At 75.7% G+C, this 22056-nt stretch carries 16 protein-coding genes; 6 read left to right on the plus strand and 10 right to left on the minus strand.

The window, feature by feature from the left end; translation table 11 throughout:
* Nucleotides 1-51: 51 nt before the first annotated feature.
* The 3 genes from ACWFNE_RS02140 to ACWFNE_RS02150 form a co-directional block, all read right to left on the minus strand.
* The gene (locus ACWFNE_RS02140; RefSeq protein WP_452120810.1) at nt 52-504 is read right to left on the minus strand and encodes a response regulator; all 453 of its coding nucleotides are present in this window, start codon (nt 502-504) and stop codon (nt 52-54) included.
* A 104-nt stretch (nt 505-608) separates the two neighbouring features.
* Nucleotides 609-3176 carry an ABC transporter permease gene (locus ACWFNE_RS02145; RefSeq protein WP_452120811.1) on the minus strand — a complete coding sequence of 856 codons (2568 nt, stop codon included), beginning with the start codon at nt 3174-3176 and terminating at the stop codon, nt 609-611.
* Complete coding sequence (locus ACWFNE_RS02150) at nt 3173-3997, minus strand: ABC transporter ATP-binding protein (protein ID WP_452120812.1); 825 nt, start codon at nt 3995-3997, stop codon at nt 3173-3175. The genes ACWFNE_RS02145 and ACWFNE_RS02150 overlap by 4 nt, the downstream gene beginning before the upstream one ends.
* 242 nt (nt 3998-4239) lie before the next feature.
* On the opposite strand from ACWFNE_RS02150, the gene ACWFNE_RS02155 reads away from it, so the two are divergent.
* The gene (locus tag ACWFNE_RS02155; protein WP_452120813.1) at nt 4240-4653 is read left to right on the plus strand and encodes a hypothetical protein; all 414 of its coding nucleotides are present in this window, start codon (nt 4240-4242) and stop codon (nt 4651-4653) included.
* A 183-nt stretch (nt 4654-4836) separates the two neighbouring features.
* Nucleotides 4837-6027, plus strand: coding sequence for a PP2C family protein-serine/threonine phosphatase (locus ACWFNE_RS02160; protein WP_452120814.1), 1191 nt, complete (start codon nt 4837-4839; stop codon nt 6025-6027).
* Nucleotides 6028-6041: 14 nt separating this feature from the next.
* Here ACWFNE_RS02160 and ACWFNE_RS02165 read toward each other — a convergent pair whose 3' ends face one another.
* The 6 genes from ACWFNE_RS02165 to ACWFNE_RS02190 form a co-directional block, all read right to left on the minus strand.
* The gene (locus ACWFNE_RS02165) at nt 6042-8516 is read right to left on the minus strand and encodes a putative bifunctional diguanylate cyclase/phosphodiesterase (RefSeq protein ID WP_452120815.1); all 2475 of its coding nucleotides are present in this window, start codon (nt 8514-8516) and stop codon (nt 6042-6044) included.
* Between the two features lie 202 nt (nt 8517-8718).
* Nucleotides 8719-11865, minus strand: coding sequence for an AAA family ATPase (locus tag ACWFNE_RS02170; protein ID WP_452120816.1), 3147 nt, complete (start codon nt 11863-11865; stop codon nt 8719-8721).
* Nucleotides 11865-13046, minus strand: a complete 1182-nt coding sequence (locus ACWFNE_RS02175; protein WP_452120817.1) for an exonuclease SbcCD subunit D — start codon at nt 13044-13046, stop codon at nt 11865-11867. The genes ACWFNE_RS02170 and ACWFNE_RS02175 overlap by 1 nt, the downstream gene beginning before the upstream one ends.
* A gap of 58 nt (nt 13047-13104) precedes the next feature.
* On the minus strand, nt 13105-13467 hold the full coding sequence (locus tag ACWFNE_RS02180) for an STAS domain-containing protein (protein WP_452120818.1): 363 nt from the start codon (nt 13465-13467) through the stop codon (nt 13105-13107).
* Between the two features lie 262 nt (nt 13468-13729).
* The gene (locus ACWFNE_RS02185) at nt 13730-15508 is read right to left on the minus strand and encodes a family 43 glycosylhydrolase (RefSeq protein WP_452120819.1); all 1779 of its coding nucleotides are present in this window, start codon (nt 15506-15508) and stop codon (nt 13730-13732) included.
* 101 nt (nt 15509-15609) lie between these two features.
* Entirely contained in the window at nt 15610-16131 is a 522-nt protein-coding gene (locus ACWFNE_RS02190; RefSeq protein WP_452120820.1) for an aminoacyl-tRNA deacylase, read from the minus strand.
* Nucleotides 16132-16294: 163 nt separating this feature from the next.
* On the opposite strand from ACWFNE_RS02190, the gene ACWFNE_RS02195 reads away from it, so the two are divergent.
* Complete coding sequence (locus ACWFNE_RS02195) at nt 16295-16849, plus strand: RNA polymerase sigma factor (RefSeq protein WP_452120821.1); 555 nt, start codon at nt 16295-16297, stop codon at nt 16847-16849.
* On the plus strand, nt 16846-18264 hold the full coding sequence (locus ACWFNE_RS02200) for an outer membrane protein assembly factor BamB family protein (protein ID WP_452120822.1): 1419 nt from the start codon (nt 16846-16848) through the stop codon (nt 18262-18264). Before ACWFNE_RS02195 ends, ACWFNE_RS02200 begins: the two co-directional genes overlap by 4 nt.
* 120 nt (nt 18265-18384) lie before the next feature.
* Here ACWFNE_RS02200 and ACWFNE_RS02205 read toward each other — a convergent pair whose 3' ends face one another.
* Nucleotides 18385-19527 carry a glycoside hydrolase family 26 protein gene (locus tag ACWFNE_RS02205; RefSeq protein WP_452120823.1) on the minus strand — a complete coding sequence of 381 codons (1143 nt, stop codon included), beginning with the start codon at nt 19525-19527 and terminating at the stop codon, nt 18385-18387.
* A 304-nt stretch (nt 19528-19831) separates the two neighbouring features.
* On the opposite strand from ACWFNE_RS02205, the gene ACWFNE_RS02210 reads away from it, so the two are divergent.
* Both ACWFNE_RS02210 and ACWFNE_RS02215 read left to right on the plus strand, forming a co-directional pair.
* The gene (locus ACWFNE_RS02210) at nt 19832-20326 is read left to right on the plus strand and encodes a sigma-70 family RNA polymerase sigma factor (RefSeq protein WP_452120824.1); all 495 of its coding nucleotides are present in this window, start codon (nt 19832-19834) and stop codon (nt 20324-20326) included.
* Nucleotides 20323-21816 (plus strand): outer membrane protein assembly factor BamB family protein, encoded by a 1494-nt coding sequence (locus tag ACWFNE_RS02215; protein ID WP_452120825.1) that lies wholly within the window; start codon nt 20323-20325, stop codon nt 21814-21816. The genes ACWFNE_RS02210 and ACWFNE_RS02215 overlap by 4 nt, the downstream gene beginning before the upstream one ends.
* The last annotated feature ends 240 nt before the right edge of the window (nt 21817-22056 follow it).

A 22056-nucleotide genomic window follows, 5' to 3' on the forward strand; every position in this document is an offset into this window, starting at 1 on the left:
GAGGCGCCGGACGCGCAGGCGCCCGACGTCCCCGGCACCTGGCCGGACCCGCTACGCGGCGTGGTCGGGGAGCCGCGCGACCTCGGAGTAGAAGCGGTCGATCTGGTGGATCGCCGCCACGAACTCCTCGAAGTCCACGGGCTTCGTGACGTACGAGCTCGCGTGCCCCGTGTACGCGTTGACGATGTCCTCCTCGCCCGACGACGTCGTCAGCACGACCACCGGGATGTGGCTCAGGTCCGGGTCGGTCTTGAGCGCGTGCAGCACCTCGCGCCCGCTCATCCGCGGCAGGTTGAGGTCGAGCAGGATGAGGTCCGGGCGCGGCGCCTCGGCGAACGCACCCTCGCGGCGGACGTGCTCGAGCGCCTCGACGCCGTCGTTGACGACCATGAGGTCGTCGCTGCGACCGAGGTCCGCGTACGCCTCCTCGATCATCAGGACGTCGCCCGGGTCGTCCTCCACGAGCAGGACGCGAGGGCGGCGGCGCGGGACGGCGGTGCTCACGGAGCGGCGTTCGGGTGAGAGGTCACGCTGAAGGATCCCACGCCGGGCGCCCACCCGCTCCGGGACGGGCCCCGGTATGAACCGGACCGGCCGGGGCGCCGGGCTCACTCGTAGCTGATCGCCTCGAGCACCGGCAGCCGCGCCGCACGGGCGCCGGGCCACACCGCGGCGAGCACCCCGACGACGACGGCCAGCGCGAGCATCGCCGCGAGGCTCGCCCAGGGCACGACGAGCGTCGCCAGGCCCTCGTCGGCGAACACCGTGGGCATCGCGGAGGCGAGCGCGACGCCGACCGCGAGCCCGACGACAGTCCCGAACACCGCGGTCAGCACCGACTCGATCGTGACGGTCCCGGCGAGCTGGAGCCGGCCGAGCCCGACCGCGCGCAGCAGCCCGATCTCCCGGGTCCGCTCGATCACGGAGAGCGCGAGCGTGTTGACGATCCCGAGCACCGCGATCACGACCGAGAGGCCGAGCAGCGCGTAGAGGATCACGAGCACCTGGTCGATCTGCGCGGCGATCTGCGAGACGTACTCCTCGGAGTCGAGCACGGCGACCACGACGTACGGCTGCACGGCTCGGGTCACGCCGGCCCGGACGTCGCCGCCGTCGGCCCCGCCGTCGAACGTCACGAACGCGGTCGACAGGAGCGTCTGCTGCTCCGGGACGAGCGTGCGGAACAGGTCGGCGGGCAGCACGACCGAGGTCCCGATGGCCCGTGAGTCGATCACGGCGCCGATCTCCACGGTGCGCGTCCCGCCCGCCCCGACGACCGTGAGCTCGTCCCCGACGGCCCAGCCCTCGTCGTCGGCGGCCGACTCCTGCACGGCGAGCCGTCCGGCGGCGAGCGCGTCGCCGAACGAGCCGTCGACCGCCTCGACGTCGAGGCTGCGCCCGACCGCGTCGGGCTCGATGCCCGCGACGAGCCCCGCGTCCTCGGGTCCGGGCGCCCGCCCGGGAGGTGCGACGAGGACCGACCCGGCGAGGAACGGGTCGACGGCGTCGACCCCGGGCACCGCCCGCACGTCGTCGACCGCGCCCGCCGGGATCGAGCTCGACCCGGCCGACTGGAGGATGAGGTCCGCGTTCGCCTCGGCCTCGACGATCGCGCTGGTCGACGCCTGCGCCGAGGCCGCGAGGACCGCCGACGCGCCGACGAGCGCCATCCCGATCATGAGCGCGCCCGCGGTGTTCGCGGTGCGGCGCGGGTTGCGCACGACGTTGCCGCGCGCCAGGCGGCCGAGCGGGCGGACGGTCGCGACGAGCGGGAGCGCGAGCACGCCGACCGACCAGCGCGCGATCACCGGCGAGAGCAGGAGCGTGCCGATCACGACCGCCCCGGCGCCGACGCCGAGCACGAGCCCCGCGTCGGCGCCCTCGGGCGACCGGAGCGACGACACGACGGCCGCGACCCCGGCGACGACCGCGAGCGACCCGAGCACGGCCCGGACCCGCAGCGAGCGCTCGGGCACCGCGACGTCGTCGCGCATCGCCTCGACGGGCGGCACGAGGGCGGCGCGGCGGGCCGGGAGCGCCGCGGCGAGCACGCTCACGACCGTCCCGACGAGGATCGAGACGACGACCGTGAACCCGTCGAGCGGGATCTCGCCCGAGAGCGCCATGCCCATGCGCTCGAACACGACCTTGAGCACCTGGACGAGGCCGACACCGCCCGCGACGCCGAGCGCCGAGCCGAGCACGCCGACGGCGGCGGCCTGCACGAGGATCGACGCGAGCACCTGCGCGGGCGACGCCCCGACGGCGCGCAGCAGCGCGAACTCCCGCATCCTCTGACGCACGGACATCGCGAACGTGTTGGCGATGATGAAGCCGCCGACGAACAGCGAGATCCCCGCGAAGACGAGCAGGAACGTCGTGACGAACCCGAGCTGGCTGTCGATCTCGTCGCGGGTGTCCGCGCGGAGCGAGTCCCCCGTGACCACGTCCGTCTGCGCCGCCTCGGGGACGCCGGCGAGCGCCTCCTCGACCCGCTCCACGAGCTCCGCCTCCGGCACGCCGTCCTCGGCGTAGACGCCGTGCAGCGGGACGAGCCCGTCGGCGGCGAACGCGGCGGTCGCCACGTCGGCGTCGAGCAGGACGATCGTGGCGCCCGCGAACGGCGTCCCGCCCGTCGCCTCCCCGACGACCTCGACGGTCCGCAGCTCGTCGCCGAGCACGACCGTCGTCGTGTCCCCGAGCGCGAGCCCCGAGCTCTCGAGCGTCGCTGCCTCGACCGCGATCTCGCCCTCACCCTCGGGCGCGCGGCCGTCGGTGAGGTCGAGGGTGTCGTCGAGCGGGTCGTAGGCGAACGCGAACGACGGCGCCTGGGTGCTCTGCACCGCGGTGCCGTCGGCCCCGACGAGCACGATCGGGCCCTGCACCGCCGGGATCACGTGGTCGACGCCCGCGACACCCGCGAGCGTCCCGGCGAGCGCGAGCGGCACGGGGTTGAGCCCGGACGCGCCGGGCTGGGCCCCGCCGACCTGCTCGGAGCCCTGCACGTACACGTCGGCGGTCGTGGTGCTCTCGACGATCCCGGTGAAGGTCGCCGAGAGCATCGTGCGCAGCGAGAACGTGCCTGCGACGAACGCGACGCCGAGCGCCACGGCGAGCACCGACAGCACGAAGCGGACGAGGTGCGCGCGGATCCCCCGCAGCGCGACGCGCCTCATCGCCCGGGCCGGGCGGCGGCGGACCGGTCCGCCGCGGACTGCGCGGCGGCGGCGAGCGCGTCGAGCACCGACGCGGGCGTCGGGTCGAGCAGCTCGCCGACGAGCAGCCCGTCGGCGAGGAAGAGCACGCGGTGCGCGTAGGACGCGGCGGTCGGGTCGTGCGTGACCATGACGATCGTCTGCCCGAGCTCCTCGACGGAGCGGCGCAGGAACCCGAGCACCTCGGCCGACGACGCGGAGTCGAGGTTGCCGGTCGGCTCGTCGGCGAAGACCACGGCCGGCCGTGACACGAGCGCCCGCGCGCACGCGACGCGCTGCTGCTGACCGCCGGAGAGCTCGCTCGGCTTGTGGTGCAGGCGGTCCTGGAGCCCGACGGCGGCGACCACGGCGTCGAGGTGCGCGCGGTCGACGGGGCGCCGGGCGATGTCGAGCGGCAGCGTGATGTTCTCGAGCGCGGTCAGGGTGGGCACGAGGTTGAACGCCTGGAAGACGAACCCGAGGCGCGTGCGGCGCAGCCGCGTGAGCCGGCGCTCGTTCATCCGGCTGACCTCGTCGCCGTCGACGACGACCGTGCCCGACGTGGGCCGGTCGAGGCCCGCCATGCAGTGCATGAGCGTCGACTTGCCCGAGCCGGACGGGCCCATGATCGCGGTGAGCTCGCCCCGCCGGAAGTCGACGTCGACTCCCGCGAGCGCGTGCACCGCGGTGTCGCCGTCGCCGTACGTCTTGCGCAGCTCGCGCGCGTACGCGATCGCGGACGCGGTGGGGGCGGTCGGGGTGCTCGTGGTGGCCGGGCTCGTCGGGCTGGCGGTGCTGCTCATGCGGGTGGTCCCTCGGTGGGTCGGACTGCTGCCGTCCCTCATCGTGGCCCGGGTGGGCGGTGCGGGCGATGGGGGAACCCCCTGGTCAGGCCCCTGCCCACCCCTGAGCGCACCCCCGGGGGCGGCCCTGCGGGCGGCCTCGGCGGTGCTCGCCGGACCGTCCTGCGAGTCCCCCGTCCTGCTGTGGCGCACGTCACATCATGCGCCTAGCCTGGCGTCAGGCGCAGGGACGGGGGCCGACGATGATGTGGTCGTTGCTGGTGGTGTTCGTCGGCCCCGCCCTGCTCTTCGGCGCCCTCATGGCGCTCTTCCCGACACCCGACGAGCCGGCCCCGTGGCGCGTGCGCATGGCCCGGGCGCTCGAGCGCACCGCCGACCGGCTGCGGCGGGACCAGCCCGGACCGCCCGACCCGTTCGTCGCGCTGCGCCTGCAGACCCGGCTCGGCGTCGTCGCCGACCACGCGCGTGCGCTCGAGGGCCAGCCCCGGACGTTCGCGCTCGCCGAGCGCGTCATCGCCACCCAGCTCGCGTACGACCAGCTGCTCGCCGAGGCGTGCCGGCTCGCGGGCGTCGAGGTCCTGCAGCGCGCCAAGGGCGACCCGCAGGAGCGGTTCCGCGAGGAGGTCGAGCTCTCCGCTCGCGGCTGGAGCTGGTGACCCCGCGGGGCACGTCCGTCCGGCGACCGGACGTCCGTCCCGGTTCGTGGCACGGGCTGACGCGATGTCGGCATTCTCACCCGTCGCGTTCGCCCCGGTTCGTCCACGACCGTCCCGGGTCACGCCGGCCCGCGGCCGTGGAGCCCGCTTACCTCCGCGCGTTTCCCGGCCTACGGTCGGGTCATGAGCGTGACCCGGGCGCAGGACGCGGAGGACACCCGCGTCGACGTCGTGCGCCGGCTCGGCGTGCTCGACACCCCGCGCGAGGAGCGGTTCGAGCGCGTGGTGCGCCTCGCGCAGAGCCTGTTCGGCGTCGAGAAGGTCGCCGTCGCGCTCGTCGACCGCGACCGCGTCTTCCACAAGGCCGGCGTCGGCATCGACACGCGGGAGCACCCGCGCGAGGCCTCGCTGTCCGCGATCGCGATCGAGCACCCCGACCTGCTCGTCATCGAGGACGCACGCGCGGACCCACGGTTCCGCGACAACCCCTACGTGACCGGCCCGATGGGCGTCCGCTTCTTCGCGGGCCAGCCCCTGCACGGCCAGGCCGGGTACCGCGTCGGCACGCTCTGCCTCGCCGACTCCACGCCCCGCACCTTCGGGGAGGAGGACGCGCGGCTGCTGCGCGACCTCGCGCTGTGGGTTGAGAAGGAGCTCCTGGTCCACGAGGACCTCGAGCGCGCGTCCCAGGTGCAGGCCGGTCTCCTGCCCCGCACCATGCCCCACCTCCCCGGCTACGAGGTGTCGGGGCGCTGCCTGCCCGCACGCGCCGTCGGCGGGGACTTCTACGACTGGCACCCCGTCACCAGCGGCGTCGCGCTCACGCTCGCGGACGTCATGGGCAAGGGCGGCGGCGCGGCGATCATCGCGGCGACCGTGCGCGCGGTGCTGCGCAGCTCGGCGCGGCGCGGGGACGTCGCCGCCTCGCTCGCGGACGCCGAGGCCGCACTCGAGGCCGACCTCCTGCGGACCGGCAGCTTCGTGACCGCGTTCCACGGCAAGATCGACCCCGACGCGCACGTCCTGACCTGGACCGACGCCGGCCACGGGCTCACGCTGCTGCTCCGCGCCGACGGCACCTCCGAGCGGCTCGCGTCGCAGGGCCCGCCGCTCGGCGCGGTCCCCGGCACCGAGCGGGTCGCGGCCCAGGTGGCGCTCGAGCCCGGTGACCTCGTGCTCACGCTGAGCGACGGCGTGCTCGACGCGCTCGACACGCCCGGCGGGACCCTCGAGGCGCTCGCCGTCGTCGAGCGCGCGGTGCGGGGCGCGGCGTCCGCGCACGAGGCCGTCGCGCAGGTGCTGTGGGCGCTCGGGGCGAACGACCGGCCCGACGACCTGACGATCCTGGCGCTGCGCCGCGACGCGGTGGGCTGAGCGGTCGGAGCCGGTCAGGCCGGCTCGGCGACGGGGAACGGCAGCTCGCTCGCGGCCGGCGGGCTGCGCAGGAGCTCGTCGACCGGCAGCGCGCGGCTCCACCAGAATCCCTGCCCTGAGTCGCAGCCCATCGCCAGCAGCAGGTCGACCTGCTCGCGGGTCTCGACGCCCTCCGCGACCGTCGCCATCCCCATGTCCCTCGCGAGCCGCACGACCGACGTGACGATGGCCCGGTCCTCGACGGTCTCGGCGATGCCCCGCGTGAAGCTCCGGTCGATCTTGACCTTGCCGACCGGAAAGCGCCGCAGGTAGGCCAACGACGAGTAGCCGGTGCCGAAGTCGTCGAGCGCGATCGTCACCCCGAGGTCACGCAGGGCACGCAGCACCTCGATCGAGCGGTCGCTGTCCGCCATCAGCGCGCTCTCGGTCACCTCCAGCACGAGCCGCGGGTACGTCAGCCCCGACCCCTCGACGCAGTCCCGCACGAGGTCCACCAGCCCGGGGTCCCCGGCGTCGTGCGCCGAGAGGTTGACCGCGACCCGGCCCTGCGGCGGCAGGACCCCCGCCGCGAACGCCCGGGCGCCGTCGGTGCACGCGCGTCGCAGCGCCCAGCGCGTCAGGTCCCCGACGAACCCGCCCTCCTCGGCGAGCGGCACGAACTGCTCCGGCGGGACCCAGCCGCGCACCGGGTGCGGCCACCGCGCGAGGGCCTCGACCGACACGAGCCGGCCCGTGCGGAGCGAGACGATCGGCTGGTAGTGCAGCTCGAGCCGGTCGTGCGCGAGGGCGTCGCGCAGGTCCGCCCCGAGCGTGAGGCGCCCCTCGACGGCGGTCGCCATGCTCGCGTCGAAAAGCTGGACCCGACCCCGACCCCGGGCCTTCGCCGCGTACATCGCGGCGTCCGCGTGGCGCAGCAGCGTCGCCGCGTCGCCCGGCCCGGTCGCCACGCCGAGCGACGCCGAGACGTAGACGCGCTGGCCGTCGAGCACGATCGGGCCGTCCAGGGCGTGCAGCAGCTTCTCCGCGAGGCCCACCGCCGTCGCCGCGTCCGTGCCCTCGCACAGCACCACGAACTCGTCCCCGCCGAACCGCGCGACGAGGTCCGCGGGCCGCACCGCCGCCCGGAGCCGCTCCGCGACGAGGACGAGCAGCCGGTCGCCCGCGAGGTGCCCCGAGGCGTCGTTCACGACCTTGAACTGGTCGAGGTCGAGGAACATCACCGCGACCGGGTGCGCGCCGCCCGCCGACGCGAGCGCACGCTCGACCCGGTCCACCAGGACCGCGCGGTTCGGCAGTCCGGTGAGCGCGTCGTGCCGGGCCTGGTGCTCGAGCGCGCTCTGCATCTCGTGGCGCTCGGTCGTGTCGCGGCCGATCACCGAGATGCCGACCGGGCGCCCCGCGTCGAGCACCGGCGACACCGTGAGCGCGACGTGGACGGTCGAGCCGTCCCGGCGCCGGACCGTCGACTCGACGTCGCTGACCCGCTCGCCCGCCCCGACCGTGGCGACGACGTCCGGGCACACCGCGACGTCGACCCCCGCGAGCAGCAGCTCGATCCCCTGCCCGACCGCCTCGCGCTCCGTGCGGTCGTACAGCCGCGCCGCCGCCCGGTTCCAGCTGACGATCGTGCCGTCGAGCGACGCCCCCACGATCGCGTCGGTGCTCGACTCGACGAGCTGCTGGTAGCGCTCCGCGCCCGCCTCGAGCGCGTGCTGCTGCCGCTCGACCTCGTCGACGAGCTCCTGCTCGGGCGCGAAGAACAGCTCCTGCAGGCGCAGCGGCTCCTCACGCCCCTCGGCCAGGCGGCGACGGAACGTCGCGACGAACAGCAGCAGCGGGACCGTGTACGCGAGGGCCAGCGCGAGCTTCGCCTGCACGCCCGTCGCGACGAGCGTCCCGAGGGCCGGTGACGTCGGCCACGCGAGCACCGGGAACGCCACGCCGTCGAGGCACAGGACCCCGACGAACAGCACCACGTACACCGCGGCGAGCGGGCCCAGGCCGTGCACGCGCGTCTTCGCGGCCTCGAACAGCACGACGAGCAGGATCAGCTCGCTGACGATGAGCAGCCCGCCGACGAGCACGAGCCCGATCGACACCGAGAACACCTCGGACGACGTGCCGAACGGGTTGACGGCGTCCGGGCTGCGCAGCGCGCTCCCCGCGAGGGCGAACGCCGCGAGCTTGAACAGGTTGACCGCGATGACGACCTTGACGACGTTGCGGACCACGCGGGCGTCCCGGCCGACGAGCACGAGCATGAACACCGTGAGCATGAGTGCGCCGTAGAGGACGCTGCCCGCGCTCAGGGTCACGCCCTCGCGGACCTCGACGACGTACACCGCCCCGAAGAACCCGCCGAGCACGAGCACCACGGCGATGTAGACGTAGAACAGCACGAGGCGTGCGGGCCGCGCGAAGAACGCGAACGCGAACGGGAACGCGGCGTACAGGAGGACCTGCAGGGCGAGCAGCGCGCTCGACGACATCGACACCTCCCCCGTGTGGGAGTCAAGCCTGGCACGGATGCCCCGGGACGGAGCGGCGGCGGGCGGACGTCACCCGCGTGCGGAGGTGGGCGACGTCACCGCGTACGGAGGTGGGCCGACGCGGTGGTCAGCCCGCGCCGACGAGCGGTGGCCAGGCCGCGCGGACCGAGCGGCAGCCAGCCCCGCAGGGCGAGCGCGGCGGTCAGCCCGCGCGGACCGCGAGCGTGCTCGACCCGTCCGGCAGGTGCCGGACCTCGATGCGGTCCGCGATCGACTGCTTGAGCGTCTCGACGTGCGACACGACGCCGATGACCCGGCCCCCGGCGCGCAGCCGGCCGAGCTCGGCGAGCACCACGTCGAGCGTGTGGGGGTCGAGCGAGCCGAAGCCCTCGTCGACGAACAGGGTCCCCAGGTCCATGCCGCCGGCCTCGGCGGTGACCACGTCGGCCATGCCCAGCGCGAGGCACAGCGACACGTAGAACGTCTCGCCGCCCGAGAGGGTCCGCGGGTCGCGCTCCAGGCCCGTCGAGTGGTCGACGACCCGCATCGACAGCCCGGTGCGGCGCGTGCGCACGTCCTCGCGCTCGTCGCTGCGCACGAGCTCGTAGCGCCCGTCGGACATGAGGAGCAGGCGGTCGTTGGCGGCCGCGACGACGTCCTCGAAGCGGCGGACCAGCACGTACGTCGCGAGCGTGAGCGCCCGGGCGTTGTCCGAGCCGCTCGCCGTCGCGAGGTTCGCCATCCGCAGGACCGGCCCGGCGTCGGCGTGCGCGCGGGCCAGGCTCCCGACGGCGGCCTCGACCTGGGCGAGCGCGGAGCCGGCGAGCGCGGCCTGCTGCTCGGCGACGGCGGCGGCGCCGGCCGCGGCCGACGCGGCGGTGCGGCACCCCTCACGTGCCTCCCGGGCCCCGTCGACCTCGCACTGTGCCTCCGCGGCGGCCGACGCGTCCTCGGGCAGGCCGGCGAGCGGGGGGTCGGCGAGCGCGTCGCGCACCCGCAGCACCGCCGCCTCGTGCCGCTGGACACGCGCGTCGAGTGCGGCGAGCTCGTCGGCCCGGAGCAGCGCCGAGCGCACGTCGTCGGTGTCCAGGAAGCCCTGCTCGGTCACGGCGTCCGCGAGCTCGGCGCGCCGCCGGCCCAGGTCGGCGCCGGCCCGGGCGACGGCCGCGAGCGCGTCGAGCACGGTGGTCGCCGCCTCGACGCGCACGAGCAGCGCGGCGCGCCGCGCGGCCACCGTCGGGTGGTCCGCCCGGGCGTCGAGCACCTCGCGCTCGTCGCGGGCGACCTCCTGCTCGCGTGCCGTGAGGCGCTCGGCCTCCGACGCGCACAGCGTCTCGAGCTCGGCCCGGGCGGTCCGCGCACGCTCGGTCTCGTCGTCGTGCGCGACGAGGGCCGCCTCGGCACGCCCGAGCGCCGCGACGCCGTCGTGGGCCATGGTGACGAGCAGCCGGGCCTCGTCGAGCCGGTCCTGCGCCTCGGCGGGCGTGAGGTCACCCGCCTGCTCGCGCAGGCCCGCGAGCCGCTCGGTGAGGGTCGCGACGTCGGCCGCGCGCTCGTCGAGCAGCCTGGTCGCCTCGACGCGTGCCCGCTCGGCGACCTCGACCTCCTCGGCGCTCGCGTGGTCGGCGCTCAGCGCGGCCTTGGCCGGGTGCTCGGTCCCGCCGCACACCGGGCAGGGCTCGTGGGCGGCGAGCGTCGCGGCGAGCTCGCCGGCGATGCCCGCGATCCGGGCGGCGCGCACGGCTGCCTCGCGCTCCACGGCGGTCCGGGCGGCCTGCGCGGCGGTGTCGCGGGCGTGCGTGGCCGACTCGAGCCCGGTGCGCGTCCGCTCGCTCGTCAGCACCGCAGCGAGGACCTGCTCGGCGGCGGTGAGCTGCGCGCGCCGGCCGGGCAGCTCGGCGACGAGCCCGCGCGCACCCTCGACGGCCGCGACGATCTCGGCGCGCTCGACCGGTCGGGTCGCGAGCTCCTGGGTCAGCCGCGCGCGCTCGGCGCGGGACGCCGCGAGCGTCGTCCGGAGGTCCTCGACGGCCCGGCGGCGGCCGGGCAGCCCGGACTCGAGGTCCGCGAGCCGCGCGAGCGTCGCCGCGAGGTCGGCGGCGCGGGCACGCTCGGCCTCGAGCTCGTGGGTCAGTGCAGGGCCGGCGTGGCCGTGCGCGTCCTCCGCGTCGCCCGGGAGCGTCGGGGCGCGGTGGCCGAGCAGCCCGAACGCGCGGGAGTGCTGCGGCACGAGGCCCGCCGGGGCGGCGTCGACCGCGGCGTGCACGGCCTTCTCGGCGCTCGCGACCTCGGTGAGCGCGGCGTCGACGCCCACGAGCAGCGCCCGGACCACCGCGGCACGGCGCGCCCGGTCCCGCCGCGCGACGTCCTCGGTGTGCTCGTCCGCCCGGGCGGCGAGCGCGTCCTGCTCGGTGCGGAGCGCGGCGCGGCGCGTGAGCAGCTCGACCGCCCGTTCCGCCGCGGCGACCCGGGCCTCGGCGTCGGTGAGCGCGCGGCGCGCACCGGCGTCCCGTGCCGACGCCTCGAGCGACCCGGCCTCGAGCAGCGCGGCGCACCGGCGGGCAGCGTCGGCGGTCTCGGGGGCCGCGTCGTCGGCGAGCGAGCGCAGCTCGTCGGCGTGCTCGCCGTCGAGCCCGGCCGCGCCGACGAAGTGCGCGGTCGCCGTCACGAGCTGCGCGCGCGCGTCACCGGTCGCGCGCAGCGCCTCACGGCGCAGCTCCTCGAGCCGGCGCTGCAGGCGCTCGTAGACCTCGGTGCCGAAGATCTTCTGCAGCAGGCCCCGGCGGTGCTCCGGGTCGGCGCGCAGGAAGCTCGCGAACTCGCCCTGCGGCAGCACGATGGTCTGGACGAACTGCGCACGGTCGAGGCCCACGACCCGCTGCAGCTCGGCGCCGGCCTCGTCGAGCCGGGTCGAGACGATCTCCCCCTCGGGGGCGTCGCCCACGGCGCCCGGGCCGTCGCCGCCCGCCTCCGCGGGGCTCTCGGCCGGCAGCCGCCACAGCTTCACGGTCGCCTGCTGGCGTGCGGTGCCCGTGCCGCGCTTCTTCGGCCGGTCGTACGCGGGGGTGCGCCGCACGCGGAAGACGCCGGCGGACGTCTCGAACACGAGGTCGACGACGCTCTCGTCCTCCAGACCCGCGAACCCGGACCGCAGGCGGTCCTCGCTCGTCGACGCTGACGCGACCTTGCCGTACAGCGCGAACACGATCGCGTCGATGAGCGTCGACTTCCCCGCGCCCGTGGGTCCCTCGAGCAGGAACAGCCCGGACGCGCCGAGCTGGGCGAAGTCGACGGTGAACCGCCCGGCGAACGGGCCGATGGCCTGGAGCGTGAGCGTGCGCAGGTACATCAGGCGCTCCGCTCCAGCGCGACGGCGTCCTCGTACGCGCGCCGCAGGACGGTGCGCTCGGCCTCGGTCGGCTCGGCGCCGCACACGTGCGCGACGAACTCCGCGGCCACCTCGAGCGGGTCGTGCGCTGCGGTGACCTGCGTCGCGGCACGCTCGGCGCCCACGCGCTCGGGCGGCCGGTGCTGGATCACGAGCGCGTGCGCGAACCGCTCGCGGACGCGCCGGAACAGGTCCGGCGGCCGGTGCGCGTCCGTGACGGTCACGCGCAGCCAGTCCTCGGTGTGGGCGGCGCCGGCCGGGCCCAGCAGGTCCTCGAGCGGGCCGGACAGCTCGGCGAGGCGGCGCGGTACGGGCGCCGGGAGCAGGGACACGACGGGCGCGCCGCCGCGGGGCAGCTCGACCAGGGTCGTGGACTTGGCCTGGTGGAGCTCGGAGAACGAGTACGCGAGCGGCGAGCCGGAGTACCGCAGCACCGGGCGGGCCCCGCCCGGCCCGCCGACGAGCTGCGGGCCGTGCAGGTGCCCGAGCGCGACGTAGTCGACCCCGTGGAACACCCCGGCGGGCACGTGGTCGACGCCGCCGACGCGGATGTCGCGCTCGGAGTCGCTCGGCGCCCCGCCGATGACGAACGCGTGCGCCATGACGACGGAGCGCGGGGCCGGCCTGCCGGCGACGGACGCCTCGGCGGTCCGGCGGGCGAGATCGGCGCGCACGAGCGCCGTCGCGGCCGTCATGACCGACTCGTGCGAGCGGGCCGGCGCGTCGAGCCGGTGGCGCACGACGTCGGGGTCGAGGTAGGGCAGGGCGTACACGAGCGCGTCGCCGTCCTCCGACGGGAGCACGACGGGCGTCGCGAGATCCCCGACCTGGGCGCGGACCCGCACGCGCTCGCGCATGAGCTCGGCGCCGAACCCCAGCCGGGCCGCGGAGTCGTGGTTGCCGGGGGTCAGGACGACGGTCGTGTGCTCCGCGAGCCGGGCGAGGGTCGCGGACAGGAGCTGGACGGCCTCGACGGGCGGGATCGCGCGGTCGTAGACGTCGCCCGCGACGAGCACCGCGTCGACCGGGTCGGTCCGCACGACGTCGACGAGGTGCTCGAGGTACGCGGCCTGGTGGTCGAGCAGGTCGACACCGTGCAGGGTGCGGCCCAGGTGCCAGTCGGAGGTGTGCAGCAGCCGCATGCCTCGAAACTAACCGACACCACCGACGCTGCCCGCGCGGGCCGTGCGCGCCCGGGGCTCAGGACGCCGCGGCGTCGTCCGCCGGGTCCGCGTCCTCGAGGAGGATCGCCTCGCCCATGCCGATCATCTCGAGCAGCTCGAGGACCGCACGGTTCGGGTCGCGCAGCGTCACCGCCTGCCCGGACTCGGCGGCGGCGAGGTGCAGCTGGAGGACGAACGCAAGGCCCGACGAGTCGATGAAGCGCACGTCGGTCGCGTCGACCACCACGGGGTCGGTCGTCGCGAGCGCGAGGGCCATCGACGCGCTCGCCTGGTCGCGGAGCCCTCCGTCGACCTCGCCCCACATCCGCACACAGGTGAAACCGCCGGAGGTCACCACGTCGATCCCACCCGTGGCCTCGGCCTGCTCGATCAGCCCCATCGCTCCTCGGCTCCCGCTCGTCAGCGCACGTCCTCGGTACGGCGTCCGCCGACCGGCCCCCTGTGGCGTTCTCAGGGGAGAACGCGCCGGGCTCGCCCTCGGTTCCCGAGGACCGCCCATGACGTGGCCCCCGACGATACCGATCTCCACCGACACCACCACCGGAGCGGGCGGAATCACCCTGGGGGGGACGGGCGGCCGCCGGGAGGACCGTTCCCTCCCGGCGGCCGTCCGCAACCGTGCCCTGCGCGGGGACGGGGCGCTAGGACCGGCGCGCCGGGCGCACGGTGAGCGTCGCGGCCGCGGTCGTCGCAGTCTCGCCGCCGCCGGTGAACACCGCGCGGTAGCGCGTCCCGGTGAGTCCCTGGCGGGCGGTGAGCGCGAGCGTGCTCGTCGTGCCGTAGCCCGTCGGCGCCGACGTCACGCGTGCGCCGGGCACCGGCGCCCAGGAGCGACCGCCGTTGCGCGAGACCTCCCACCGCACGGTCGGCGCCGGGGTCCCGGACGCCGCCGCGGTGAACGAGGCGGTCGAGCCCGTGGCCGCGGTGACCGGGCGCGGGTGGCGCGTGACCACCGGTGGTGCCGGCGCGGTGACCGTCAGGGTCGCGGCGGCGCTCGTCGCAGTGCCGTGCGCGTTGTGCAGCACGGCGCGCCACGACCTCCCGTCGTCGGTCGCGGCGGCGTCGAGCACGAGGGTCGACGTGCCGTCGGCCGCGGTCACGGGCTGCGCCTCGACGGTCGTCCACGTCGCGCCGCCGTCCGCCGACGTCTCCCAGACCGCGACGGGGCGCGGGGTCCCCGTCCCGGCGACGGTCAGCTCGACGCGGTCGCCGGGCGCGGCGGTGGCGTCCTGCGGTTGCGTCGTGACGGTGGGGAGCGCGACGGTCTGGTCGAACGCCGGCCAGCCGTCGACCCAGGCGATCTTCTGGATCCCGAGCGTCGGGAAGAACGGGACCTGCTCGTTCGACGCGTCGTAGTAGTGGAACGCGAGGTAGCCGTCGGCGACGGACTGCCCGCCGGGCCCGACGACCGCCCCGTGCGTGTCGAGCACGACCGATCCCCCGCCACCGAACAGGTCGCGACCCTCCTTGTCGAGGTAGGGGCCCGTGACGTCCGTGGCCCGGCCGACGGCGACCTTGTAGGTGCTGTCGCCGCCGAGGCAGCAGCGGTCGAACGACACGAACAGGTAGTAGTACCCGTCGTGCCGGTAGATGTAGGGCGCCTCGATCGGGTTGCCGGGCATGAAGCGGTCGGCGATGTTGACCGCCGTCTCGCGCCAGTCCGCGACCGGCTTGCCGCTCGGCCACTCGAGCTCGACGAGCCAGATCCCGTACCAGAACGAGCCGATCGCCATCCACGGCGTGCCGTCCGCGCCCTCGACGATGCCGGCGTCGATCGCGTTGAACGTCGCGCCGTTCGGGAGCCCGACGACCGGGCTGGAGACGACCTCGCCCCGGTCGACCCACGCGTAGTCCGGGTCGGTCGGGTCGAGCGTGGTGTTGGTCGCGAGCGCGGTGAGCGACGTGTTCGTGCCGAAGACCGACGCCGAGTAGTACAGGTAGTAGGTGCCGTCGTGCTCGTACACCTCGGGGGCCCAGAGGTTGTCGAGACCGGGGAGGCGCTCGTCGAGCCATGCCGGGATCTCGGCCCAGATCGTGCCGGAGTACTCCCAGGTGGTGCCCGCGTCGTGCGACGTGGCGATCTGGATCGTGCCGCCGTTCTCGCGGTTGATCCTCCCCGTCGAGAAGACGTACCAGGTGTCGCCCTCGACCACGAGCGCCGGGTCGTGGATCGGGGAGGTCTGGCCGACGACGGTCTTGCCGCCCGTCGGGTCCTCGGCGAGGGCCGGGGCGGTGGTGCCGGCGCTGACGAGGGCGGGGGCCGGCACGGTGAGGGGCGCGGCGGCGCGGGGGGCGACGGCCGGGGCGGCGGCCGGGGTCCTGGCGAGCGCCGACGCGCCGACGGGTGCGGCCAGTGCGGCGGCGAGGAGGGCGGCGGTCGCGGCGGCGACCCGGGCGGACCTGCGGAGGTGACGCGTCACTGCGGATTCTCCCTTCGCGCTCTACAACGATGTAGAGCAACGTTGAAGAAGGTACCGAGGCGTCCGGACAATCGTCAACGCCCCCACTCTCCGGAGGAGGGCTAGCGCGGCGGCTCCGGGTCCGTCACGTCGGCGACGGTCGCCCCGAGCGCCAGCACCAGGTCGTCCCCGTCGACCGTCGCCGAGACGCCGTGCGCCCCGCCGCCGATCGACGCCGGCCGGCCCGCGACCCGCTCGTCCGCGACGACGGGCCACACGTGCGTCGACCCGAACGGCGTGATCGTCCCGCGCTCGTACCCCGTGACGGCGAGGGCCGTAGCCGCGTCGGGCATCGACATCCGCGTCACGCCGAGCAGCGCCCGGAGCTTGGGCCACGAGATCGCCCGGTCCCCGGGCACCAGCACGAACAGGTAGTCGTCCTCCGCGCGCCGCACGACGAGCGTCTTGACGATGCCCGCAGGGTCGATGCCCCGGACCTCGGCAGCCTCCGCGAGCGAGCGGACCATGCCGTGGCGGACGACGCGGTACGCGATCCCGGCGGCGTCGAGCGCGGCCGTCGCCCGCTGCTCGCCGGGTGTGCGGGACTCGTCCGGTGCGGTCGCGGGCTGCGGGTCCTGTGCCATGGTGCCGAGCGTACGGCGGCCGGGCCCGACCGCCGCGAGAGACTGCCGGTGCCCGCTCGCCGCCGCACCGGCAGCCGGGAGCCGGTCGCCCCCAACGTTCCGGCCGTCTGCGTCGTTGAGGCTGTGTGAGCCCACGACGCCCCGCCCGGACGAGGAGACCCGCGTGACCGGCTGGCAGGACGTCCTCGCGGAGGTCGTCCAGGAGCGACGCCCCGCGCTCGTCGGCTACGCGTACCTGTTCACCTCGGACCGCTCGCGCGCCGAGGACCTGGTGCACGACGCGCTCGTGCGCACCGCGGGCCGGCCCCGGACCCTGACCGATGTGCACACCGCCGAGGGCTACGTGCGCCAGGTCATCCGGACGCTGTTCCTCGACTCGGCACGCCGGCAGACGTCGTGGCGCGCCCGGCTGCACCTGCTCGCCGACACCCGCGAGGTGCCGTCGCCCGAGCGCGCTGTGACGACCGGGCTCGAGGTGCGGGCGGCGCTCAGGACGCTCAGCCCCCGCGAGCGCGCCTGCGTCGTGCTGCGCCACGTCGACGACCTCACCGTCGCCGACATCGCCACGGAGCTCAACCTCAGCACCGGCGCCGTCAAGCGCTACCTGTTCGACGCGACCGCGAAGCTCCGCGAGGCGCTCGGCCCGGACACCGTCGGGACCGATCACTCGGTCGCGACCCTCCTGACCGTCCAGCGCCCGGGAAGGAACGCCCGATGAGCCCGCTGAGCGACCTGCTGACGGACCTGGCGCACGAGGAGGAGCGTGTCGCCGCGGCCACGCACGACGGGCCGGCCGAGCTGCGGGCGGTCCTCGCGGAGGCACGCCGGGCGGGGCACCGCCGGCTCGCCGTGACCCTGACGGCGTCCGCCGCGGCCGTCGCGCTAGCCGTGACCGCCGCGACCGTGCTGCCGGAGCCTGTCGACCGCGCGCCGGCCCAGAAGGACGAGTCAACCGCTGGACCGTCGCCCGCGCCGAGCGGGCCGACCGCCGGCCCGACCCCGCCCGTCACCCCCGACGCCATGTCGTCGACGACCGGCTGGGGGCTCGTCGAGCCGCACCCGGACGAGCCGCACGTGGCATGGACGGTCGCGACGACGGACCTCGTGCCCGGATCCGTCCCCGCGGACGCACCCCGCCTCGCGGAGTTCGGGGGTCTCGCACCGTCGCGCGGGTCCTTCGTCGTCGCCGCGGGTGACACCTGGATCGTGCTGCTCGGGTCCGGCTCCGCCACGCAGCTCGTCGCGGTCGACGCCGCGACCGGGGAGCGCCGGTGGTCGCGCGCCCTCGGGGGGCCGGACGGTGTCGACCAGTGCGCCGGGACCGACACGGCCGGGCAGCTCGTGTGCCTCGGCACGTCCGCAGCCGGCGCGTCCGCGCTCCAGGTCCTCGACACGACCGACGGCGGCGTGGTCCGCGAGGTCGTGCCCGACTTCGACGCGGGTGCGGTCGCGGTGTCCGGTGACGTCGCCGTGGTGCACGGCTACGACGCCGCGGACGTCGAACGGTGGACCGGCATCTCGACCCGGACGGGCGAGCCACTGTGGTCGGGCTCCGGCACCGCGCCGGTCGAAGACCGGTTCTCCGGCGCCGCCGCGTACGGCGAGCACGTGGTGCTCGCGGGCCCTGGGCGTCAGGTGCTCGACGCGCTGAGCGGGGCGCCCGTCGCGGACGACGGCGAGTCGCACACCACGCTCGGCCTGCGCGTCGTCGACCCGCGCTCCAGCGTGCGCCTCGCGGGCGACCTCTCGGGCGCGCTCCGGGCGCTGGACGAACGGGACGGGACGATGCTCTGGGAGCACCCGGACGAGTACGCGCTGGGCGCCGTGCCCGGGACCGTCCTCGCGCGGGCGCTCGCCGGCGATCTCCTGGCGCTCGACGACGGGAGCGGCGGTCCCCGGTGGAGCGTCGGGAGCCGGGACGGGGCGACGGTCGACGTCGTGGCGTCCGACGGGTCGCGCGTCGTCCTCTCGCACCGCGACGCGGACCGGCGGCTCGTCTCGCTGAGCGCCGTGGACACCGCGACGGGGGCGACCGCCTGGACGTCGGCGCGGGCAGCGCGGGACGTGCGCGCCGTGGGCGGCCGCCTCCTGCTGGACGACGGCGCCGGCACGCTGACCGCGCTCGCGCCCTGACAGCTGGACCGCGACGGGTGCGCAGCGGCGACCTCGCGACGACGACGTTCGCGAGCGGTGGCCCGTCGACCCGACCGGGACGCACGGGCGTACCGCCCGACGCGACCGGCCGCGCACCCCTCAGCGGTACAGCGCCGCCGCGAACGCCGCCGCCGACTCGGGCGAGCTCGCCATGCGCCAGTCGGTCTCCTTGTCCTCGTCGAACCAGATGACCCCGAGCAGGGCCTGGCCCGCCGACCACGCGACCAGGTCCTCGACCCACGCCGCCTTCGAGCCGCCGGCCTCGCTCGACGCGGTCTCGGTGACCAGGAGCGGCTTGGCCGGCGCGAGCGCGCGCAGCTCGGTGAACGTCTGCTCGAACACCTGCCGGCCGGAGACCCAGCTGCCCCAGGACACCGACGTGCCCCAGTTGTAGCCGTCGACCCCGAGCACGTCCACGTACGCGTCACCCGGGTACAGCGCCGTCAACGACGTCGAGCCGGGGTGGACGACGTTGGGGGCCCAGACCCAGCGGACCTCGTCGGCTCCGTGCGCCGCGAACACGTCGTGCACGTGACGCCACGCGTCGACGTAGTCGGCGGCGGTGTTCCCGTTGACGCCGGCCGACCACGGGTACCAGCTCCCGTTCATCTCGTGCGCGAACCGCAGCAGCACCGGGCGGTCCCACGCCGCGAGGGCGTCGGCCCACTGCACGAGGTACGCGTCGAAGTCGCCGGCCGTGACGCGGTCGAGCGCGTACGCGGGCTGGTCCACGCCGCCCGTCCACACCCAGGGCTCCCACGTGACGACCGGCACGGAACCCGCGTCGGCCACGGCCTGGAGCTTCGCGACGTCGGGCGCCTCGCCGAAGCCGGTGTACCACTCGAGGTAGGCGGGGACGTGCCGCAGCATCGCCGTGGTGCCGGCGAGGCGCTGCGCGTCGAGCGGACCCCACGGCACCGTCACGCCGACCGGGACGGCCCACGTGGTGCTCGGCGCGGTGGGGGTCGGCGTCGGGGACGGCGTCGGCGTGCCCGTCGGGGTCGGCGTCGGCTTCACCTTGCCACCCTGCACCTTGGTCGACGTCGACGTGGCCGAGGTGGGCGGCGCCGGCCGGGTCGCCGCGAGCTCGACGCGGCCGACGAGCGGGATGCGCAGCGTCGCGTCGGACGCCGCAGGCGACTCGGGGTCCGCGGTGGCGCCGGGGTGCGGGCCGTACGGCGCAGCGGTCACCGCGAGGACGGCCGCGAGCGCGGCGACGACGGCGAGACGGAGGTACGGCATCGAGGTCCTTGCGCGGGGGGCGGGGTGTCGACCCCCCGATCGGGCGGACGGTGGGCCGGTGCAGGCGTCCGGCGGTGCGACGCCCGGTCGGCCCAGTCCCTTTGTCGGGGTGCGTCCGCGGGTGTCACTCTCCCGGTGACTGCAGCCCGGACAGGCGCACCCAACGTTCTGCGCCCGGCGCGCGTTGAGCGCAGCAGACGACGGGCCGGAGACGGCCGGAGGAGGTGCGGTACCCCGTGGCTGACTGGCACGCGGTGCTCGAGGAGGTGATCCGCGAGCGCCATCCCGCGCTCGTGGGGTACGCGTGCCTGTTCACGGCGAACCGCCCTGCGGCGGAGGACCTCGTGCAGGACGCGCTGGTCCGGACGTTCTCCCGGCCGCGCGCCCTCACCGACCGGCACACCGCCGAGGGTTCGTCCGGGAGGTCATCCGCACGACGTTCCTCGACCAGCTCCGCAGGAAGCGCGCGTGGACGTCGCGGGCCCACCTGTTCGTGCAGCCCGAGGCCGCCGCCGACGTCCCCGACCGGTCCGCGGCCGCCGCGGTCGACGTGCAGATCGCGCTCAACGCCCTGCCACCGCGCGAGCGGGCGTGCGTCGTCCTGCGGTACTTCGACGACCTGCCCGTCGCGGAGATCGCGCACGCGCTCGGCATCAGCCACGGGTCGGTCAAGCGGTACCTGTCCGACGGCTCCGCGAAGCTCCGCCTCTCGCTCGACGTCACGGTCCGGCTCGACGAGCCCGGCACCGCGTCCGTCGCCGTGCACCCCGTCACCCGGACCGAAAGGAGCCAGTCGTGAGCCGCGACCTGACCGACGTCCTGCACGCCTTCGTCGACGACCAGGCCCACGCGTCCGCCGCCGACCGTCGTGATCCCGCGCAGCGCGCCCGGACCGTCGCCGCGCTCGTGCGGCGCCGGCGCACCCAGCGCGTCGGCGGGCTCGCCGCGGCGTCGGTGGCGCTGCTCGCCGTGGGGGCTGTGGCCGCGAGCGCGCTGACCGGGCCGGAGCCGCAGCCGGCGGTGCCGGAGCCGTCCGCGACGGCGAGCGCGGCGCCGAGCGCGAGCGGGACGCCGATGCCGTCCGCCGTCGCGACCTCTGCACCCCCACGCGCTCCGGTGACATACCCCTGGGCGCGCGGCGTCGTGGACTCGCTCGCGACACAGCCCACTGCGCTGTGGACCGTGTCGGCCCCGGACCTGGTCCCCGACCTCCCGGGCGAGGACCCGGCCCTGTTCAGCAACGTCAAGCACGGCAACGTCCGGGGCGGCACTGCGGTGGTCGACGCGGGCGTGACGGTCGTCGTGCTGGTGGCGGACTTCCTCGGGCTCGACCAGCGGCTCGTCGGGCTCGACGCGGCGACAGGCGAGGCCCGGTGGGTGCGGACCTGGGACGACGCACACCCGACCTACCGGTGCGTCGGGACGAGCCCAGACGGCCTCGTCGTCTGCTCGGGCGCGGCCGGACCGGAGGTCGGCGCGATCTCTGAGCTCCAGCTCCTCGAACCCGGGACCGGGGACCTCGTACGCGCGTACCCGGTCGACGGCGGAGCCGATTCCCTCGGGATCTCAGGGTCCGTCGCGGTGCTGCACGCGGGCACGGGATCGGAGGGGGTCGATGTGAGCTGGACGGGGATCGACGTGCTGACGGGCCAGGTGCTCTTCTCGCACGTCGAGCCCGGTCGCGGCGAGGCGTTCGAGATCACCGGCGACCCGTTCTCGGACACCGTCGTGTCCGGGCCGTACGCCCGGCTCGACGGCTACTTCTACGACGTCACAGTGGACGTGCGCACGGGCGCCGAGGTTCCGGGGCGTGTGGCTCCCACACTCAACGGCGACCTGGCCGTCTGGGCGCCGACCGACCCCGAGACCGTCCCGGTCTTCAGCGCATGGACCCTTGAGGACGGCGTTCCCCGCAACGGGGACCAGGCACCGCTGCACGCCCTGGACCCGCGGGACGGGTCCACGCTCTGGGAGCAGGACTCCGTCGGCTCGTACCCGGCGGCCGTCATCGGGGGTGTCCTGCTCGCCCACGGCGAAGACGGCACGTCGGCGCTCGACGCCCGCACCGGGAGCCCGCTGTGGACCGCGCCGGTGAGCGGTGCGGTGGTCGCGACGGACCGGACGCGGGTCCTTCTCGAGGACGGCACCGTGCTCCGCCTGACCGACGGTGAGGTGCTCATGGCGGCGCAGCGGGAGTGGCCGCTGGGCGGGGCGGACGTCCGCGGTGCGACGGGCCGCCTCGCCGGGGTCGGGGACCAGGTCACGTCGCTCACCCTCTTCGGCTGGTGACCCCCCGCACCCCAACTCCCCCGCCCCGGCGCGCGTTGTGGTGGTGAGGGCGCACGGGGCGGTCACCACCCGGTGACGACCCGGCGCGACGAGGAGGAGGGACGGCCCGTGCCGCGGTCTCGGGTCAGGGGACGGTCCAGCTCTACGCGTGGTGAGCGGTCGTCCGAGCGGCGCGATCGGGACGCGTCGCGGGGTACGTGGCGAGCGCGATGGTCGGGCAGCCGGGCCACCTCCGACCGA

The organism is Cellulomonas sp. NPDC055163, from assembly GCF_053607065.1.

Coding starts and splice junctions, on each gene's coding strand:
- ACWFNE_RS02160 (WP_452120814.1), top strand. CDS start 4,837: ATGAGCGTGACCCGGGCGCAGGACGCGGAGGACACCCGCGTCGACGTC.
- ACWFNE_RS02145 (WP_452120811.1), bottom strand. CDS start 3,176: ATGAGGCGCGTCGCGCTGCGGGGGATCCGCGCGCACCTCGTCCGCTTC.
- ACWFNE_RS02200 (WP_452120822.1), top strand. CDS start 16,846: ATGAGCCCGCTGAGCGACCTGCTGACGGACCTGGCGCACGAGGAGGAG.
- ACWFNE_RS02165 (WP_452120815.1), bottom strand. CDS start 8,516: ATGTCGTCGAGCGCGCTGCTCGCCCTGCAGGTCCTCCTGTACGCCGCG.
- ACWFNE_RS02150 (WP_452120812.1), bottom strand. CDS start 3,997: ATGAGCAGCACCGCCAGCCCGACGAGCCCGGCCACCACGAGCACCCCG.
- ACWFNE_RS02155 (WP_452120813.1), top strand. CDS start 4,240: ATGATGTGGTCGTTGCTGGTGGTGTTCGTCGGCCCCGCCCTGCTCTTC.
- ACWFNE_RS02205 (WP_452120823.1), bottom strand. CDS start 19,527: ATGCCGTACCTCCGTCTCGCCGTCGTCGCCGCGCTCGCGGCCGTCCTC.
- ACWFNE_RS02175 (WP_452120817.1), bottom strand. CDS start 13,046: ATGCGGCTGCTGCACACCTCCGACTGGCACCTGGGCCGCACCCTGCAC.
- ACWFNE_RS02180 (WP_452120818.1), bottom strand. CDS start 13,467: ATGGGGCTGATCGAGCAGGCCGAGGCCACGGGTGGGATCGACGTGGTG.
- ACWFNE_RS02170 (WP_452120816.1), bottom strand. CDS start 11,865: ATGTACCTGCGCACGCTCACGCTCCAGGCCATCGGCCCGTTCGCCGGG.
- ACWFNE_RS02190 (WP_452120820.1), bottom strand. CDS start 16,131: ATGGCACAGGACCCGCAGCCCGCGACCGCACCGGACGAGTCCCGCACA.